At 37.7% G+C, this 20,180-nt stretch carries 14 protein-coding genes; 9 read left to right on the top strand and 5 right to left on the bottom strand.

All coding sequences use genetic code 11. From position 1 onward, the window contains the following. Positions 1-153: 153 nt before the first annotated feature. Positions 154-2,469, bottom strand: a complete 2,316-nt coding sequence (locus tag IPH66_17140) for a SpoIIE family protein phosphatase (protein MBK7131069.1) — start codon at positions 2,467-2,469, stop codon at positions 154-156. A 137-nt stretch (positions 2,470-2,606) separates the two neighbouring features. Between IPH66_17140 and IPH66_17135 the strand changes: the two genes are divergently transcribed. Both IPH66_17135 and IPH66_17130 read left to right on the top strand, forming a co-directional pair. Then, positions 2,607-3,668, top strand: a complete 1,062-nt coding sequence (locus IPH66_17135) for a glycosyltransferase (protein MBK7131068.1) — start codon at positions 2,607-2,609, stop codon at positions 3,666-3,668. Positions 3,669-3,850: 182 nt separating this feature from the next. Then, entirely contained in the window at positions 3,851-6,841 is a 2,991-nt protein-coding gene (locus IPH66_17130) for a caspase family protein (protein ID MBK7131067.1), read from the top strand. 18 nt (positions 6,842-6,859) lie between these two features. On the opposite strand, the gene IPH66_17125 is transcribed toward IPH66_17130, so the two are convergent. Both IPH66_17125 and IPH66_17120 read right to left on the bottom strand, forming a co-directional pair. Next, the gene (locus IPH66_17125; protein ID MBK7131066.1) at positions 6,860-7,246 is read right to left on the bottom strand and encodes a hypothetical protein; all 387 of its coding nucleotides are present in this window, start codon (positions 7,244-7,246) and stop codon (positions 6,860-6,862) included. Between the two features lie 160 nt (positions 7,247-7,406). Beyond that, positions 7,407-8,372 carry an OmpA family protein gene (locus IPH66_17120; protein MBK7131065.1) on the bottom strand — a complete coding sequence of 322 codons (966 nt, stop codon included), beginning with the start codon at positions 8,370-8,372 and terminating at the stop codon, positions 7,407-7,409. A gap of 322 nt (positions 8,373-8,694) precedes the next feature. Between IPH66_17120 and IPH66_17115 the strand changes: the two genes are divergently transcribed. Next, positions 8,695-12,252, top strand: a complete 3,558-nt coding sequence (locus tag IPH66_17115; protein MBK7131064.1) for a hypothetical protein — start codon at positions 8,695-8,697, stop codon at positions 12,250-12,252. A 48-nt stretch (positions 12,253-12,300) separates the two neighbouring features. On the opposite strand, the gene IPH66_17110 is transcribed toward IPH66_17115, so the two are convergent. Beyond that, positions 12,301-12,996: a TonB family protein gene (locus IPH66_17110; protein MBK7131063.1), complete on the bottom strand. Its 696-nt coding sequence runs from the start codon at positions 12,994-12,996 to the stop codon at positions 12,301-12,303. 208 nt (positions 12,997-13,204) lie between these two features. Further along, on the bottom strand, positions 13,205-13,636 hold the full coding sequence (locus tag IPH66_17105; protein MBK7131062.1) for a hypothetical protein: 432 nt from the start codon (positions 13,634-13,636) through the stop codon (positions 13,205-13,207). Between the two features lie 117 nt (positions 13,637-13,753). On the opposite strand from IPH66_17105, the gene IPH66_17100 reads away from it, so the two are divergent. The 6 genes from IPH66_17100 (at position 13,754) to IPH66_17075 (ending at position 20,179) form a co-directional block, all read left to right on the top strand. After that, the gene (locus IPH66_17100) at positions 13,754-14,458 is read left to right on the top strand and encodes a Crp/Fnr family transcriptional regulator (protein ID MBK7131061.1); all 705 of its coding nucleotides are present in this window, start codon (positions 13,754-13,756) and stop codon (positions 14,456-14,458) included. A 125-nt stretch (positions 14,459-14,583) separates the two neighbouring features. Next, positions 14,584-15,072 carry a cytochrome c gene (locus IPH66_17095; protein MBK7131060.1) on the top strand — a complete coding sequence of 163 codons (489 nt, stop codon included), beginning with the start codon at positions 14,584-14,586 and terminating at the stop codon, positions 15,070-15,072. A gap of 24 nt (positions 15,073-15,096) precedes the next feature. Next, on the top strand, positions 15,097-17,052 hold the full coding sequence (gene nosZ, locus IPH66_17090; protein ID MBK7131059.1) for a Sec-dependent nitrous-oxide reductase: 1,956 nt from the start codon (positions 15,097-15,099) through the stop codon (positions 17,050-17,052). 73 nt (positions 17,053-17,125) lie between these two features. After that, the gene (locus IPH66_17085) at positions 17,126-18,184 is read left to right on the top strand and encodes a nitrous oxide reductase accessory protein NosL (GenBank protein MBK7131058.1); all 1,059 of its coding nucleotides are present in this window, start codon (positions 17,126-17,128) and stop codon (positions 18,182-18,184) included. Next, a complete protein-coding gene (gene nosD / locus IPH66_17080; GenBank protein ID MBK7131057.1) occupies positions 18,165-19,460 on the top strand; it encodes a nitrous oxide reductase family maturation protein NosD in 1,296 nt (431 codons plus the stop codon). The genes IPH66_17085 and nosD overlap by 20 nt, the downstream gene beginning before the upstream one ends. After that, the gene (locus IPH66_17075) at positions 19,454-20,179 is read left to right on the top strand and encodes an ABC transporter ATP-binding protein (GenBank protein ID MBK7131056.1); all 726 of its coding nucleotides are present in this window, start codon (positions 19,454-19,456) and stop codon (positions 20,177-20,179) included. The genes nosD and IPH66_17075 overlap by 7 nt, the downstream gene beginning before the upstream one ends. Position 20,180 lies beyond the last annotated feature (1 nt).

Here is a 20,180-nt window from a genome sequence, read left to right as displayed (position 1 = left end):
AGATTTAGTGAGTAAAGGTAGGGAATATTATTTGTATTAGGTTTAGTTCTATCATAGGCACGAGCAATCACACAAACGGGTTTCGACTTCCTCTGATATTACTCTGCGCTTTAATCGGGAATGATGACGTGTGTTTGTTTTGGTTTTAAATCTTTAAAGTCGGACACCCATAATGCAGACGTCATCAACTTGCTCCAGCATATTTTTCCAAGCTTCAAAGGCGTCTATTATTTTTATTTTTTGATCGTGCATGGGTTCATTTTTCAGCGACACAAATAATTCACGCATGGCTGAGGCTTTTAATTTTTTTCCTTTGTCACCACCAAATTGATCAGCAAAGCCATCACTGAATAAATAGAAACAGTCTCCTGGTTCATAATCCAGTTCATGATTGGTGAAATCTTTTGCAAATTCAAATTTACCAATGGGTTGTTTGTCGGCTTTTACTTCCACCATTTCATAGTTGTTATTTTTAAGCATCCAAAGTGGATTGTGCGCCCCGGCCCATTGCAGTTTTTTATTTTTTGTATCAATCATAATCAGTGAAATATCCATTCCGTCTTTCACTTCATGATTGGCCATTTCAAAAGTTTCAATAATTAATTCTCTCAGTTTATTTAAAATAGATGCAGGAGTACGCAGATTAAATTCTTTCACGCATCGGTTTAAACTATTAGCACCAACCACACTCACCATGGCGCCGGGCACCCCGTGTCCTGTGCAGTCTGCAACAGCGAGAATGATATTGTTTTCTCGTGCATCCATCCAATAAAAATCTCCGCTAACAATATCCTTTGGTTTGAAAAGCACAAAACTGTCCGGGAATTTTTCTCTGATTTTTGATTCTGGTGGAATAATAGCGCTTTGCAAACGAAGTGCATAATTGATAGAGTCTAAAATTTCCCGATTTTTTTCTTCTACCATTTCTTTCTGGTGCTGAATTTCCTGTGTGCGTTCAACAACTTTTTCTTCCAGGTTGTGGTTTATCTCTCGTAGCTCAGTTACCAAATCTTTAATAGAATGTTGCATATCACTAAAGCTTTGTGAAAGCACGCCTATTTCATCTTTGCCTTGTACATCAATGTGAACATCTAAATTACCGCCGGCAAGTTCTTGCGCTTTACCCGTGAGTGTTTTAATTGGCTTACTAATTTTTTTAGAGATAAAAACGGATGCAAAAAGAATGGCAATGAGCAGACCCACAAAAACCACCAACATGTTTTTTCGCAAATCATATACGTGCGCAAACGCTTCATCACGGTCAATTTCACTCATGATTACCCAATGCACATCAGGTATATTCAGTGGTTTGTATGATGACAGCACAGGTACTCCACGATAATCATTAAAAATACGGGTGTCGGTTTTACCACTCAAGGCAGCTACAGTTCCTTCCGTTTTTACTTCTTGTAAACCAATGGTGCTTTCAAAATTTTCAATTTTTGTTACGGTTGATTCGGGTGTGCCTATTTCGCGAATCATTTTGAGATAATTTTCACGATCTTCAATAAAAAATCTGGATTGATTGCGCAAGGTAAAATCTTCAGACACAATATAGGTTTCACCACTGGCACCAAGCCCAACATTAGCCCATTCATGTCGGTTAGTCATGATATCATTGATGCGATTGATTGGCATTTGAAAAATCAAAACGCCTAATCGTTCACCCTCATCACTGAAAACCGGTGAGGCAATAAATGCCGCAGGCGCATTGTATGATGGATGATAGGATTCAAAATCTACCAATCTCACAAAATCTTTATTCTCAGCTTGACTTGCTTGTTTGAAGGCTTCAGCAAGATTTGTATTCGCGTAGGGTCCGTCAATCAGGCTGGTTCCAAAATCAACTTCTTTATACACTGAGTAAACAACCTGTCCCGTTTCATGATCTACCAAAAAAATATCATAATACCCAAATTTTTCAAGATAGCTTCTGATCAATGGATGATAAATGTGGTGAGCTTTTGAATAGGCACTGCTATCACCGGCATCTGACAAAAAATGTTTGTCGCCCACCGGGTTTTCATTGCCTGAAATGTATAGGTCTTGCAATATTCGTTCTGATAATTTTTTGGGAATAAATTGATCTGTCTCTGCTTGCTTATCAATATTTCTGCGAAGGCGCGGAATGAATTCAGAGTCGTAATATTTTTTCAACCTGAAATCCATGCTTTGAATGTCAGATTCAGTGTAGTTCAGATCAGTTTCAAGTTGTGAAACTCCCTTTCTAAAATCAAGCATGGCTTCAATGATGGTGTGATCTTCAGAGAAGGTAACAATTTGGTTTGCTATTTGCGCAAAGTAATCTTCAATTTGTGCTGCTTTCATTTCACGCACCGCCGTGAGACGATTGAATGATTCTTCTTCCAATGATTTTTTGCCCTTGTAGTAGGACAAAAACCCGATGATGGTAATGGATGAAAATGCAATAACAAAAAATGCAAGCGTCAACTTTGCATTAATGTTCATGGCTTTAATTTTTTGAAATACGGGCATGTGCAAATACGATGAGAGAACAAATATAGAATAATAACGAACTGTTTCAAGCACTTAGCATATTTCATTCATGTAGCATGCCTGCGTTTTAATAACTAATTTCGTAATGAATGAATTGGATTCTTTTTGCTTTTTGCCTGGGTATGGTGTGCTTGCAGTTTTTGATTGCACTGGTGATGCTTTCTATCATCAAGAAGCAGAACAGTAAAATCACCATAAGCTCTTCTGATAAAGACCTCAGCATTCTTATACCGTTCAGGAATGAAGCAAAACGCATTAGTTCGCTCATCAAATCTTTCAATGAAAGTGTAATTGCGGTGCCAAGTCAACTTGAAATCATTTTTATTGATGATCACAGCACTGACCAATCGGTAGAAGAAATAAAAAAATCAAAGCTTCCAATCCTCCTATTAAAAAATGAGGGACACGGTAAAAAATCAGCCATTCAAACCGGTGTTCAACAAGCAAAACATGAATACATATTAACGCTTGATGCGGATGTTGCTTTTGACAAAAATTATCTTGACACCTTGCTAAATTATTTACAAGATGATATGCTCATACTGCCGGTTGAAATGACAGGTCATAATTTACTTTCACGCCTTGCAAGTGTTGAGTTTGACTGGTTGCAACAGCTAACCTTTTCAACCCCGTCACCTCTTATGTGCAATGGGGCGAATTTAGTTTTTAAAAAATCAAGTTTTACTCGCTACTCAAGTGAACGAACCGATGAACTCATTGCATCTGGCGATGATTTATTTTTGCTGAAAATATTCAGACAAAAAAACGAGAAAATTAGAAGAATAAACCAGAAAACATTTCAGGTGACAACACCCGCTCCTGATAATTTTTCAAGCTTATTAAAACAACGCAAACGATGGGCCGGCAAAATGAAATATCTTGTACACCCACAAATAGTCATGGCCTGCATTTTTTTATTGGCGATTCAAGGTGTGTTCATCGTGTCTATTTATTTTTCATTTTACAATTCTTGGTGGCTAATTATACCTGCAATTAAGTATCTGGCAGAATTATTTTTAACCAAAAATCTTCCGTTTTTTGAGCGTCTTGTTTTGGTAATGTTGCACCAATTCTATTATCCGCTTTATTTGATCAGCCTGATCTTACCAGTTTCAGATGACGAAAAATGGAAGCAAAACACAAGTCAGTAATTTACCGTAGCCTTAACAACCATCGTTAAGCTATCTTTATTATTGCAGATGAACTCACTATGTGAGCTTGAAAATCAGAATGAGTTTTGTAAATTTGAGAGATTCAAACACAATTTTAAAATCGTATTAGACCTGAATTTTGGAATTGAAAATATAAATCTGAACTAGTCAATCAACAGCATATGAAAAATACAAAAGCAATTTTTATCGGATGTTTTCTGGCTGCAAGTTTAAGTTTGCACGCACAGGAGAATAAAAATTACCTTGTAATCAATCCTGAAGGACACCGGGCAACTATTCAGGCTATGGTGATTGATAAAGACGGGCGCGCAATAACAGCCGGCTTTGATAAATCTGTAAAAATATGGAACACCAAAGATGGTGTACTTGAGAGACAAATACATGGTCAAATAGGGCCGGGCAGTGAAGGTATGATTTATCGCATGGCCATTTCACAAGACAACAGATACTTGGCAACCGGCGGTTGGTTTAGTGATAACAACGCTACTGAAAACGTTGGTGATATAAGACTTTACAGATATGGCACCGGACAACAAATTAAATTATTGAAAGGGCACTTTAATACTATTCGTGATCTTGAATTTTATGCTGACACCTATTTTTTGGTTTCGTTTGACTCTGATGGTGAGGTGAGAATTTGGGATTGTGAAAAAGGCGAATCATACATATTGGAAGATGTGCCTTCAGATATCAATGATATTGAACTAACCAAAGGGAGAATGGTCACCTCGCATGACAATGGCATGGTTTACCTCTGGGATATTGTAAACATACTTGACGGTGGTAAACCAAAAAAACAATTCAAAAAATTATTTGATAACGGACTTACGGCTTATCGCGTTGCTATCAATCCGCAAGGTAATCGCATAGCAGTTTCTAGCGGATCTGATGTTTACATATTAGATGACAACATGAATATGCTCTATGATTTTTCACATGGAGAAGACGACATTACCGCCATGAATTTTTCACCTGACGGAACCAGGTTGGTAGTTGCGGCATCAGGCGTTTACGTTGGCAATAACAAAGTCACCGTGTATGAAGAACGTGAAAAGGAATGGTATATTTTATCAAGCTATAAAGGTCATACTGATTTGATAAAATGCGTTGATTTTGTCAACAATTCTAAATGTGTATCAGCCGGAGGTTTGAATCACGAAGTAGTAGTTTGGAAAGTAGAAACAAAAAAGAAAAATTCTACCGTGCTTTACACCTTGCAAGGCACCGGACGCCCTATTTATTCTGTTGGTTTACAAAACAATCAACTTGCATTTAGCAATGATTGGGCAGTAACAAACGGCGCATCACCCTATCAAGAAGTATTTGATTTAACTAACCGTGAGTTTTTGCCTTACGCCCCTGAAACAGCAGATGATTCTATAACCATGCCTATTACGGAAATGGATGGAAAAACTTTCGTGATTTCTGACAACTGGGAAACACTCACCATTAAAAAAGGAAAATCTGCCATTGGAAAAATCACCTTAGATAATACGAATGGAAGCTATCACAAAGCAGTCACATTTGTGAATGATCAATACATTGCTTCAGGCGCTGCTTATGGTGTAATCAATGTGTACACTCACACCGGCGAATTTGTAACTGAACTTATTGGACATGAAGGTGACATGCGCGCACTCAACGTTTCTGAAGACGGAAAATTTTTGATCTCAGCATCGCACGATCAAACGATCAGACTTTGGAATATTGCTGATTTTGCAAACTCAAAAGAAACTTTCCCTGCCGTATCATTATTTCTTGGCGCAAACCATGAATGGATTATGTGGAATGAAGAAGGATATTTTGCCTCTTCAAAACGAGGGGCGTCTTATGTAGGCTATCACGTAAATCAAGGTAAAAATCGCGAAGCCAGATATTATCCGTTTGAACAATTTGACATTAAATATAATCGCCCGGATATCATTATGGCTGATTTAGGTTTTGTTGATTCTTCTATCATTGAATTGTATCATTCTGCCTACTTGAAAAGATTAAAAAGAATGGGCATAGAGGAAGATGCCTTGAGCGGAACCATGAACGTACCTGCTGTTACAATTAAGGCACAAAATCAATACAAGGGTTCTGTTGAAATTTTGATTAATGCAAAGGACACGCTTTATGCACTGAAATCAATTCAGGTATATATTAATGACGTTCCGGTTTACGGACGATCAGGACTTGATATTAGTGATTTGAACGTACAGAAACTCACTAAAACAGTGCAAGTTGATTTGATGAACGGAGTAAATAAAATTCAAGTTTCTGTGACCAATAACGCGGGAGTTGAATCATTAAAAGAAACCATCACACTCAACAATACAGAAGAAGTTGAAAGTAGCTTGTTCATTGTCAGCGTTGGTGTTTCAGAATATAAAGACACCATGTATAATTTAGATTACGCGGCAAAAGATGCTGAAGATGTATATAATTTATTTGGATCATCTCCTGTACATAAACGCGTGGAAAAAACTTTACTGGTAGATGAAAAAGTGACCCGTGAAAACCTGATGGGTCTGAAGGAATTTTTAGCACAAGCCAATCGTGACGACGTGGTGTTGTTTTTTGTTGCCGGACATGGAGTTTTAAATAGCACGCTTGACTATTATTACTGCACGTATGATATGGATTTTTTAAGTCCTGAAAAATACGGTATCAGTTACGGCGAGCTAGAGTCGTTGTTTGACGGCATACGTGCCATTCGTAAAATTCTGGTCATGGATACCTGTCATAGCGGTGAAGTAGATAAAGATGATATGGAACAAATCACCATGGTTGATTCTGAAAATGGAGACATTACTTTCCGTTCTGCTAATACCTCAACCATGTATCAAGAAGCGCAGGGACTTGAAAAAACAAATGAAGCGGTAAAAGAGATGTTTAATGAATTGCGCATTGGAACAGGGGCAACCGTAATTTCATCAGCAGGTGGTGTTGAATTCGCTATGGAGAGTGATGAATGGCAAAACGGATTGTTCACATATTGTTTATTGGAAGGCATTAAAACCATGAATGCTGACACAGATAAAAACGGTCAAATTATGTTGTCTGAATTGCAGATTTACGTGAACAAACGAGTGGCTGAACTTTCCAACGGAAGACAAGAGCCAACCTCACGCTTTGAAAATCTTGCGTTGGATTACCGGATTTGGTAATTGATCCGGCTATTTTAGTTAGAACTCACTCACTGCGCCATACTTAGTTTTAGCCACGCCGCCGGTGAGTTTAGCAAGGTACAGCGCAGCATCTTTTGCAAACTGCATTCGTGATTTCGATCCTGCACCCAAAATCAATTTTATCACTCCACCAAAACCAATTTTTCTAACCGCCGGTTTTAGATAAATAAATCCCGATTGTATAAAAACTTTTGCACCCGTGAATTTATCTGTACTCACCCAGATTATTTTTTGAATTTCTGTTTTGAATTTTCCGGTTTCTCGGTTCATCTCCATTCGTTTTGATTGCGTATAACTACACTGAATGCCCGGTTTCCAGCTTTTTAATAGTTGCTCAAGATCATCCGTTGTCACGCTGTTTTCTGAGATGGCAATGAAGTACATGGTGGAATTATTTTTAGTGATTTAAAATAGCGAAGTAAGTCATTTTTTTGGGATTGACTTGTTTGTACAAAGTCAATAAAAAACCCCCGTTGGTAGGCGGAGGTTTTTAGTCGTGTTACCCCTTTCCCGCGGGAGAGAGGGTTTTTGGTTTGTAGCTTCTTTATTCGTCTGATGAAATTAGTTCAAATAATTTACTTAAATCAGGTGTGATAATAATTTCAATTCGTCTGTTTTTAGATTTATCGTTAGGGTCAACCGGAATGTATTCAGATCTTCCTCCGGCGGTGATGGAAGTTGGATCCATATTGCTGTTAGACAACATGATTTTCACTACTGATGTTGCGCGCAACACGCTGAGCTCCCAATTATCTTTTGGGCTGGTGCTGCTGTTCATTGGATCAACATCTGTGTGTCCTTCCACTAAAATATCAATGTCTTTTTGTGTTTCAAGGACATGTGCTAAATCAATCAATGCAGTTTGTCCGTCTTTACTCACTTCTGTTTTGCCTGATGCAAACAGAAGTTGCGCTGCCATGCGCACATAAATTCGTCCGTCTTTTTCTTCAACAGTAATGCCACGGTCAGCAAAACCTCTCAGCGCTGCAGCAATTTTTTCTTTTAGTATTCGCACTGCTTCATCTTTGCTGGCAATGATTTGTTCCAATTCATTGATGCGTTTTTCTTTTTCATCCAGCGCTCTTGCGCGTGCGTTGAGTTCTTTTTCCAGTTCATTCAGCAAATCTTCCTTCTTCTGCAACTCAACCCGTGTTGCCTCCAATTCATTAATCAACTTGGCGTTTTCAGCATTGCCGTTTGAAACCATTTGCGTGTACTTCTCTTCAAGAGCCTGATTGGTTTCGGCTATTTTTTGATAATCAGTTTTCAACGCGCGATATTGCTCACCAAGCAAGGTGGTATCGGCAACTATTTCGTCTAAATCAGCCTTTAATTGTTCAAGTTTTAAACTAATTTCTTTCAACTGATTTTCGTAATCAATGGCTTTTGATTTATACACCGATTGCTCTTCCATACACCGGTTATAGTTAGCCTCTAACTCACGATATTTTTTAATCGGCACGCAAGAAATCAGCACCAGCAACAAGCTAAACACCATCCAATTTTTCATTCTCCAATTCATTGTTTTTTCAACTACATTCTGAGTGAATATCAAATTTGGAAATAATATGGGTTGTTTTTCCTTGCGCTTGTGATAGTTATTAACAGCAAGATTTTAATTGATACTTAAGTGGTGATGGGCTGAATAGTCTTGTTTGTTTTCCAGAAATCACTCCTTTTGCAAGATGACATTCTTGATGCTTTGGCAACCGGTGTGGCTTGCACAATAAAAAAATATGTGAAGACTCAATTTAACGAAATCTCTGATGTAACTTATCAAGTGCTTGATCGTTATTTGTATTATTGTAAACCAAAACGATCAGCCCTTTTCCATGTCAATCGTAAAAATAATTTGTACTGTTTGCTACTGTTTATTACTGCATGGCTTGCTTGCTCATCAAACTGACTCAGTAAAATTCAAAGGAGAGTGGTATAAAATTTACCCTTTTGATCAAGGTTACGTGGAGTATTATGAATACACCAACTATGAAATTTTTGCTCCATTCTTTTCTCTTGAAGACGGAAAATATATTCAGTTTTATGAATTGGATTATCAGCAAAAGTTCTTATCTGAAAAAAAACAAGCAAAGGTAAAACGGAAAATTTATGCAGTGTTCACTATTCAAAATGGACAACTAAACGGACAAGCAGTTATCTTCTACAGAAACTCTCGAAAACCCATTTGTCACGGCTCCTATCAAAACAATTTAAAAACGGGCAAATGGTATTATGGTTCAGATTTAATAAAATATGACACTTACGAGAATGGCATTAGACACGGGGTGGCTTATGATGTAGACAATTACAGGCGTTACTCTGAATATTATCCAGGCTATTGGACCACATATTCGAATTATGTAGACGGGGTTTATTTAGGCCATGAATCATTTACAATTAGTAAGAAGGATACTTTGATTGTTTGGAAATCAGAAATGTTAAATTTTTTGAGTGAAGACAGCACCAAGCTTTACAACATGGAACTCATCAAGGCTTATAAACATGGTAAACTTTATCAAGAGAGGCATTTTTATTCTTTGAAGCTTGATTCCATCTGGACATTTGATGAAGAGGGTAATGTGCGCCTTTTTGAAACAGCATGGCAAAATTCAGGCAGAATAGAAACCTGGTTATTCAGTTTTTGGTTACATCACTTGCCATTGCCCATCAGTGAATTGATGATTCTAAAAGATATATATCTGGAAAATTCATTTGCAAAAACTGATTTTTGTGACGACTTTTTTCAAACTAAATATGAAACCGATTATTTTTTTAGACTTCATCATACCACAGAAGAATACTATCCCAATGGTCAACTCAAAATAAAAATAGACCCCAATCACGGAGACCCAATTATTGATACCTTATATCATGAAAATGGCAAACCCTACTATTACGTAAAAGTAATTAAACAGGGATTTGAAGCCCAGTATTATGATACTACCGGAACCCTTGTTGAAACAAAACAATGTACCCGTGAAAACAGCACGAAATCTAACCGTGTCAAACATGTTGGAAATCCGGAAAAAACAGCTTACCAACACAAACGGATTAAAAACAACCCAAACAAAACCGGAAAAAAATACCGCAACAAAATTCTTTATCAGGTTATAAATAAACTGCCCCCGCTAGCTGACAGCGCTACCTTTCAAGATAGCCTGATCACTAGTTTCAAAGAGATAATGGGTGATAGTTCAAGCCTAACAATACAATACAATTTAAAAACAAGAACACGAATAGAAACCTATAGCACCGGACCATACTATGGTGATGAAATTACATATAGTCTGACCCATATTTTTGACCCAGCTTATACCAAAGCAGATGCAGAAATAATTACAAAAATAGGTCTGTCATTCAGCATCAAAACCCAATTCACCATTGAAACAAAATTCAGTGATAGTTATTCGAACCTGATGCTGGAAGAAACTATAAATTGCTATACCGTGGAACGTTGCCTTGCCTATACTCCATTCAATTGGAAATCACGCGTGACAGGTCAGCGTTTTGACCACGCCATTATTAATCAATCCATGAATACCATTCATGACAAAGGCACCTCGTATTTCTGGAACAATGAGCCATTCACCGGCAAAATGCATTGCAACATAAACTATAAAAACAAAAATAAAATCAAACGCAAAAAGGATGAGCTTTTTATAGACTTGCAAAGACTATTTTTTTTCAGTTTCCAAGGATATGACGAAATCAACACGCATGGTTTAAGTAGAAAGTATCATAAAAATTTTCTGTTCCCTCAAGAAGATTATTTTTATCAAGCACCGATCACGGGCTTATTCATAAACGAATGGCGAGGTTATGATGAGATGTGGTATCCTGTCTTTTTTAATGCGCTTGCATACGAGGTAACAATTTTAAACGGCAAGCTCGATGGTGCGTTTAGCTTTTATGAGAACAAAAAAGATGAGCCGGTGATCATGCAGTACAAACAAGGCGTGTTGGTTGGAGGTACTTATCTAGTCAACGACAGTAAACAATGGCGACCAGATAATTTCAAGAACTACTCATTACAATTTTTTGATGGAAACGCTATGGATTTAACTTGTGTCAACGCATATCATGACACCTTACTCATCATTAAAACAAAATCAGATACAATTTTGGAATACTATAGGCAGAATTTAGTTTATATCGACACCCTCCATGTTTACAAAAAAGAATCATCAGTTCGCGTCTTATTCCGTGATAATAAACCGACCTCTCTCACACTGACGAGATATGAGAACGGTCATCTGGCAGAGCAAGCCTTTCTTCCATGTAAAAACGGAAAAATTCATTCAGCCGTTGATTATGATTATTTACATGGTGAATTCAACGAGGGAGAATTCACAGGATATTTTGAACAGCATTATGGCACACACACCGTTCGCAAATATTTAGTGCAAGATTATATTTATAAAATTGAGCTCTATCTTGATCAGGTTAAATTATCAGAATCATTGCTTGATACTTCACAGTATAAAGTGAAATTAGGAATGGCTTATTATTATAATGACTTGCCCTCATCCTTTATTCCCGATTGGTATTATGAAGAAGTCGAAAAGCCTTTTGAACTCATCCCTTTTCAGCAAACAACATTTTATGCTGACGGTACTATTGCGTCAGAAGGCAAAGCCTTTGCTGAATTAAGTCGCTTATATCAAAACGGGCGCATGGGCTTCAATTATTGGACACTGCAAATACCCGATAATAAAAGTGATACATGGAACTTCTATAACCCGCAAGGTGAATTAGTGAGACGGGTTATTTATCCTGAATGGGTAATTAATTTTATTGAAATTTACAGTGATTTGGAACAAGAAGAAGATGGATCAAGTAGACATTACAGCAGCGGTTCACAAAGCAATGATTACCTGCAAATAAATAAAGACACAACCACCTTGCGTGTTTACTTTTATGAGCATGAAAAATTGGTTTCTGTTGCACATGTTGAATCAGGTTTTGAGATCTATGAATGTGAATCAAACCTCACGCATGAAGTGTACAATTTAGTGTTAGACTATGATGTAGATAGCGCAGGGAATAAATTAATAAATCCAACCCGTCCTGCTACAAATTATTATGATAATGGGGTCGTACAATCTACCGGCGCTTATGTAAACGGAAAACAAGATGGAGTATGGAGATATTATGACCCATACGGTAAATTAGTTGCGATGGGTGCTTTCAAATATGGTAAAAAAGAAGGCCGTTGGTTGAGCGGAGATTTAGAAGGTATTGCTTATTTGGGTGATCAATGTCTGACCGGCAATATTCCCGTTGTTCAAGAACAATTAGATGATTGGTCACGGACAGTGATGATTACCATTTCAGTTTTTCATGAAGGAAAATTGTTAGATACTCAATACCTCAATGCTTACAGGAGGAAATAAAAAAAACCGCCCCTTCCAGAGCGGTCCTTTTTTCACTAACTAACAATATTATTTCTCAATGGTGAAAGCAATAGGCACAATAAACTGTGATCTTACTTTTCTTCCTTTGATTTCACCTGGTATCCAATTCGGCATCATTTTCACCACTCGTTCTGCCTCCTTTGCCAACGTTGCGTCTACTTTGTTTTGTGTTTTTACATCCACAATACTTCCATCAGTGTTCACCACAAATTGAACATAGGCTGTTCCTTCAATTCCTGCACCATGAGCCATTTCAGGATAATTCACATGGTCAACGATAAAAGTTTTCATGGCAGCAAATCCCCCGGGGAATGATGGATCAATGTCCGGAATCTCAATCTCATCTTCCGGTTCAATTTTTGGATTGTCATAACAATCAGTACAAGGATCATTCACCACAATATAATTTCCCTGCACATTTGTAAAAATAGTTTTTACAGGATTGGTTGTGATAGTGACATCATCAATAGGTGTCATCTGAATGTTGGCCTGTTGATCTTCCTCCTTTGATTCTGGTTTCGGCGCGTCTTCTTGTTCATACAAGGTTTCTACCATCAAACCGTTGTCATACGGATTTTGAATTTCAACATGTTTAGGCTTCACTTCTGCAGTTGAATACTCAAATGCCACCAGCGTTAATGAGCCCGCCACAATAAGCCCAATCTGGAAAAATGCAAACCTCTTTCTCTCAAGGTCGGCGTGTTTACTTTTTTTTGCGATCATAATAAGTAAAATTTAAAGTTTATACTAATCATGATTTTGCAAGACCTATGCCAATTTTGTATCTTGTTGTATTACTGGTTGATACGGGGGGTTTTTAGTTAAAAAAGTGTTAACGGAGGTGTTAGGAGTTAGGGATTAGGGGTTGGGGAAAAGAGTTTATGTTAAATCTGTTTATATGCCTTATGTTCTAAGTTCTAAAACCTATGCCCTATGCCCTAACAAAAAATGAATAAAGATTCCCGGCTACGGCAAAAACTGCTACGGCTATCCAGGCAAATCCCCATTGAGAAAAATCAAAATAAGCATGATGGACGATGGTAAGTATATCCAAAACTAAAACGCAAAAACAAAACACAATTATACCCAGCGCAATTTTTTTTACTACTTGAAAATTTGTTTTGCGATAGATATAAATTTCTACTCCGGTGATTGCAAGTAAAAAAATGCCGGTAACTATAGCTGCCAGTCGAGATAAGGCGGGTACATCAACTGCTTGGTAATAATAGATATGATCCATTTCATTGAGGTGGTTGATGTGTACATTCTCATTTGCGTTATAAATGCTCACACCAAAAAACAAACTGATCAGCGCAAGTAAAAAAGACAACCCACCAATGACAACAAAATATTTGCGAGACATGAAGACAAATATAAAAAGACATTTCTGTTATACCTATTCGCCACATCAGAAAGGCTTCAACTTAATTTCACCTATATTTCATACTTGTTCTGTTGTCTTGCTATTATCTTTGTACACATGACTGCACAAGTTTCTGCCAAAACAAAACCTGATTGCCATATCTGCTCTGCTGAATGCCTTTTACAAGAACTGGGTGATCAACATTTGATTGATGAGCTAAATAAAAAGAAGTCTATTGTCCGTATTAAAAAAAATCAAATCATTTTTGAAGAGGGTGATGAGGTGCACGATATCATGTTCATTCAAACAGGCGTTGTAAAAGTATTTAAGCCGGGCATAATGAATCGCATTCAAATTGTGCGGTTTTCTTCAACAGGCGATATTCTTGGTCACCGTGGTCTCAACACAAAACATTACCCAATATCAGCCATTGCCATTGAAGATTGTGTTCTCTGTAAATATCCTCGGAATTATTTTTTAGATCTGATCAAAACAAACATGAACCTTGCGGTTAGGTTAATGTTTTTTTATGCCGATGAATTAACTAAAAGTGAAATCAGAGAAAGAAATCTTGCACAAATGAATGTGCGCGGTAAAGTGGCTGATGTTTTATTGAGTTTAAAAGACAAATTTGGTATTGATGAAAATAAATTGCTCAAAATTTTTCTCTCAAGACAAGACATGGCGGACTATGCCGGCACTACCAAAGAACAGGTTTCAAAAGTACTTTCTGAGTTTAATCAGGAAAACATCATTGCCGTTGATTCAAAACGGATTCAAATTCTCAACGCTAATCAATTGAACAAGTTACGGTCACTTTAAGCGGTGATCTAACGCTAGTTTAAAACCAAAAAATACGAAAAAGTATTTTTTTGGCTGATGCTTCTCATGTCCTGCGGCAAGCAAGCTGCTGAACTTTGTCAACAAGATTTAAACATTATTTATTTATGAAAACTACATCAAAATTATTTCTTATCGGTTTAGTATTTGCTGCGTTTGCATGCGGAGGAAAAACGGAAGAAAACACAACCAGTCAAACTGAGCCGACAACAACCACCGGTAATGAGACAACTGAAACGCCCACTGTGTCAGATGACCCAATGCAGAATAAAGGTGTTGGACCCATCACAACTATTACACTTGGTGATATTGATGCCACCATGGCTGAAACAGGTAAAACACTATTTGATACCAAATGTTCGGCATGCCATAAGATGGATTCACGTGCAGTTGGACCGGCTTTGGGTGGCGTTACAACTCGCCGTTCACCTGAATGGATTATGAACATGATCCTTGATCCTGAAAAAATGACCAAAGAAGATCCCATTGCAAAAGGATTATTTGAAGAATATATGACCACAATGGCCAATCAAAGTTTGACAGAAGAGGAGGCAAGAAACCTTCTTGAATACTTCAGAGATTACGATAAACAATAATCTAATTTAAATACAAGAACTTCTATGAATACGATACTAAAAACTTCACTCTCAACACTGCTGCTGGCTGGTCTGGCAGTGGGTTGTACGCAAAAGGGTAATAAATCCGTTGTTGATGGCGACGCCGCAAGTCAGGTTTATGTAGAGCCTGGTCAGTACGATGATTATTATATGTTCACATCCGGAGGTTTCAGTGGACAAGTTGGCGTGTATGGTTTGCCTTCGTGCAGATTGCTTAAGGTGCTTCCTGTATTTTCTCAAAATCCTGAAAATGGATATGGGTATAGTGAAGAAACCAAGCCCATGCTTATGACTTCTCACGGATTTATTCCCTGGGGTGATGCTCACCACCCGGCGCTTTCTAAAACCGATGGTGATGCTGACGGACGCTGGTTGTTTATCAATGAAAACAATACACCGCGCATTGCACGTATTGATTTAACCACGTTTACCACCACTGAAATTATTGAAATACCTAACAGTGCAGGTAACCACCCTTCACCTTATCCAACAGAAAATACGGAATATCTTGTTGCCGGAACCAGGTTCAGCGTTCCCATTACCGGCAACAAAGATGTTCCGATTTCAACCTACAAAGAAAATTTTCAAGGCGCAATTTCATTAATCAAAGTTGATCAAGAAAGTGGTGAAATGAATTTGGCAACTCAAATTTTGGTGCCTCCTTTTGACTTTGATAAAAACCGCGCCGGTAAAGGTGTTTCACGTGACTGGACTTTTTTCACCTGTTATAATACAGAAGAATCTTTTACCATGAAAGAAGTACACGCAAGTCAAAATGACAAAGATTATATTTTGGCCGTAAATTGGAAAAAAGCAGAAGAATATTTGGCTGCCGGAAAAGCAACTGAAATGAATTCTGTTTACTATCACAACATCATGGATGAACATACACAAACAGCAAAATCTGAAGTGTTGAATACACAAAAAATTCTCAACCCAAAAGATTGTCCTGGCTTGGTGTATTTCATTCCTTGTCCAAAATCACCACACGGTGTTGACGTGAGCCCAACCGGAGAATACATTGTTGCCAGTGGTAAATTAGCTGCTTTGATTCCGGTTTTCTCGTATGAAAAAATGGCAAAAGCTATTGAAGAAAAACAATTTGATGGTGACATTGATGGTATTCCGGTATTAAAATATGAAGCAGTATTGGCGGGCGAAGTTGAAAAACCGGGTCTTGGACCTCTGCACACTGAATTTGATGATCAAGGTTATGCTTATACTTCAATGTTCTTGTCTTCAGAAATTGTAAAATGGAAATTGGGTACTTGGGAAGTAGTAGATCGTATGCCGGTATATTATTCAATTGGTCACTTGATGGTTCCGGGTGGAGACAGTAAAAACCCTTACGGTAAATATGTAATCGCCTTGAATAAAATTACCAAAGACCGATATTTGCCAACCGGACCTGAGCTTACACAATCAGCACAGTTGATTGATATCACGGGACAAAAAATGAAAATGTTGATGGACTTCCCAACGATAGGTGAGCCTCACTATGCACAAGCTATTTCTGCCGAACTTTTGATGGAAAAAAGTTTGAAAATTTTCAAGTTGGAAGATAATCACCACCCATACGCAACTAAAACAGAAGCCGAAACAAAAGTTGTTAGAGAAGGTAAAGAAGTGCATGTATATATGACGATGATTCGCTCACACAGTGCGCCTGACAACATTGAAGGAATAAAAGTGGGTGATATTGTTTATTTCCACGTAACCAATCTTGAACAAGACTGGGATGTGCCTCACGGTTTTGCCATTAAAGGAGCTAATAATTCAGAGTTGCTGATAATGCCGGGAGAAACCCGAACTTTGAAATGGGAGCCTAAGGATGTAGGGGTTTATCCATTCTACTGCACAGATTTCTGCTCTGCTTTGCACCAGGAAATGCAGGGATACGCAAGGGTTTCCCCGGCCAACTCGAATGTTGAGTTGTCATGGAGTCTTGACGGAAAATAATGATCTTTGTACTACCCGTTGTGTGTCTATTGCGCACAACGGGTTTTCTTAACTTACCCTAAACGCTGGCAATATGAAAAATTCAACTATCATAATTACAATCATCATTTCATTATCGCTGATTGCCACCTATTACGTACCTATGTGGATCATTGATTTGGATGCTCCACAATATCCTGAAGGACTCGGTTTTCAAATTTGGCTTGGAGAGATTAAAGGAGACTTGAACACCATCAATAACCTCAACCATTATATTGGTATGAAAACTATTGAACCAGAAAGCATGAAAGAGTTTCAAATGATGCCCTATCTAATGGGGGTTCTTATTGGTCTAGGCATCATTGTAGCCTTGCTGAGAAATAAATGGGGCTATGCTGTTTGGGCAATTTCTTTTGTTTCAATTTGCGTCATTGGTCTTGCTGATTTCTATTGGTGGGAATATGATTATGGCCATGATCTCGATCCCATGGCGGCCATCCAAGTACCCGGTATGACTTATCAACCACCGCTTATAGGTAAAAAAGATTTACTGAATTTTACGGCTTACTCCTATCCTGCCCTTGGTGGTATAATCATCATGGTAAGCGCAACACTTGCCAGTTTAATGTTGTTTTTTGAATTAAAAAAACCGCGCAAAAAAAATCAGCATGAAGCGGGTCAAGGTTCTGAAAACAGCAAATTACTGGTGGTGAAAAATCTCAAGCAAACAGCCGCTGTACTTGCACTATTTTTATTTGTTGCGTGTGAAGTTGAACCTCAACCAATCAAGTATGGTACTGATCAGTGTTCACTTTGCAAAATGAGTATATCAGATTCACGTTATGGTTCTGAAATGCTCACCAAAAAAGGTAAGGTTTACAAATTTGATTCTATTGAATGTTTGATAGATTTTCTTCATGAGGGCACAGTAGATAATGAAAATATTCATTCGCTGCTGATTACTGATTTCACAAATCCCGGTAATTTAGTAGACGCAAAAACATCTCATTATCTCATCAGTGAAAATATGCCAAGTCCTATGGGGGCGTTTCTTACCGGCTTTGCCGAAAGGGAAACTGCACGAGATTTTCAGAGAAATAATCCGGGAGAAATATACTCCTGGGATCAACTCTGTGAGAAATTCAATAAATAGATCACAACCCTCATCGGTTAGATTTGGGTTAACCAAAACCGGCTTTGTACTTTTCCCGGTTTTGGTTTTCTTATTGCCTTTTCAGGTGTTTTCAAAATCAATTCAAGTTTGTTCTGATTGTGAATATCAAACACTAAAAACCGCTATTGATGCAGCACAAGCATTTGATAGTATCATGGTTGAGAAAGGACATTATCAAGAATTCAATTTGGTAATTGATAAACCGCTGACGCTATTGGGTGAAAATTTTCCAATCATTGATGCCAACGGAAAAGGCAGTATTTTTTTAATAACTGAAACCAGAAGTGTAGAAATTTCAGGCTTTGCCCTGGTGAATGTTAAGCCAAGTTTTTTGGAAGATTTGGCCGCTGTGAAGGTGATGAATTCGCCTCATTGCATCATTAACAACAACCAAATAATTAATACATGCTACGGCATTTATCTTTCACACTCGGATAGTTGTTTGATTGAAAAAAATAATCTCAAAGCGTATGGTAAACGTGAGTCCTCATCAGGCAATGGAATTCATTTGTGGTACAGCAACAGTGCAACCATTCAGTTTAATCAAGTAAGCGGACACCGAGATGGTATTTATTTTGAATTTGTAGAAAACAGCATGATTCAAAAAAATTATTGTCATGATCAAATCAGATATGGTTTGCATTTTATGTTTTCACATGGATGCAGCTATATTGAAAACCATTTTCAAAATAACGGCGCCGGGGTGGCGGTGATGTATTCAAAAAACATCAACATGATCAAAAATCAGTTTGCTGACAACTGGAGTCAAATTTCACACGGGGTACTTTTGAAAGACATTACCGACAGCAAAATCATGCAAAATATTTTCAGACGCAATACCATTGCCATATACGCTGAAGGCTGCAGCCGAAATGAAATACTGCAGAATGAGTTCAGAGAAAACGGATGGGGCTTAAAAATATTAGGAAATTGTGAAGAGAATAATATTCTTCAAAACAATTTCTTTTCAAATACATTTGAGGTGGTAACAAACAGCTCACGCAATAAAAACGTATTTAATGAAAATTACTGGAGCAATTATAATGGTTATGATTTGAATCGGGATGGTTACGGAGATGTGCCGCATTCACCTATCACGCTGTATTCATATATGATTGAAGAAGTACCATCATCTATTATTTTACTGCGCAGTTTGTTTATTGATTTGTTGAACATGGCTGAAAAAATGACACCGGTAATTACACCGGAATCTTATAAAGACGATAAACCAAAAATGAATCCGCACACATGGTAGAGGTTGAAAATATTGAAAAATCATTTGGCAAACTACACGTTTTGCGTGGTATTTCATTTAGTGTACAACAAGGCAAGTCAGTTGCGGTGCTTGGACCAAACGGATCAGGCAAAACCACCTTGATAAAATCTATTTTGGGTTTAGTGATTCCAACTAAAGGAACTATTCGGATCAACGGTAACAACATTAAAAACAACTGTGCGTACAGAAAAGACATTGGCTATTTGCCACAAATTGCACGGTTCCCTGAAAACCTTAAAGTGAGTGAATTGTTTGCCATGGTACAAGATTTGCGCAAACAAACCGTTGATTTTAGTCGCTTGATTGAGCTGTTTAAACTGACAAGTTTTTTACACGTTCCTTTGCGCAGTTTGTCAGGCGGAACACGGCAAAAAGTGAACTTGGTTTTGGCATTGATGTTTGATGCCTCATTTTATATTTTTGATGAACCCACTGTTGGGCTTGATCCTGTTTCATGCGTAAAGTTTAAAGAGTATGTTCTCAGTGAAAAACAAAAAGGCAAAACAATTTTTATCACTACACATATTTTGAGTGAAGTAGAAGAGTTGGCTGATGAAATTATCTTTTTACTTGATGGAAAAATTTACTATCACGGTAGCCCGGCTGAATTAGTTCAAAAATATAGCGCACTCAATTTGGAACGCGCCATAGCAGCTATGTTAGAAGAGCACGATCAAAACAATCAAACACAACACTAGT

The sequence above is a fragment of the Crocinitomicaceae bacterium genome (assembly GCA_016708105.1).
Lineage (GTDB): Bacteria > Bacteroidota > Bacteroidia > Flavobacteriales_D > Crocinitomicaceae > JADJGJ01.
Note: the sequence above shows the minus strand (reverse complement) of the source record. Positions and strands in the feature narration are given on the sequence as shown.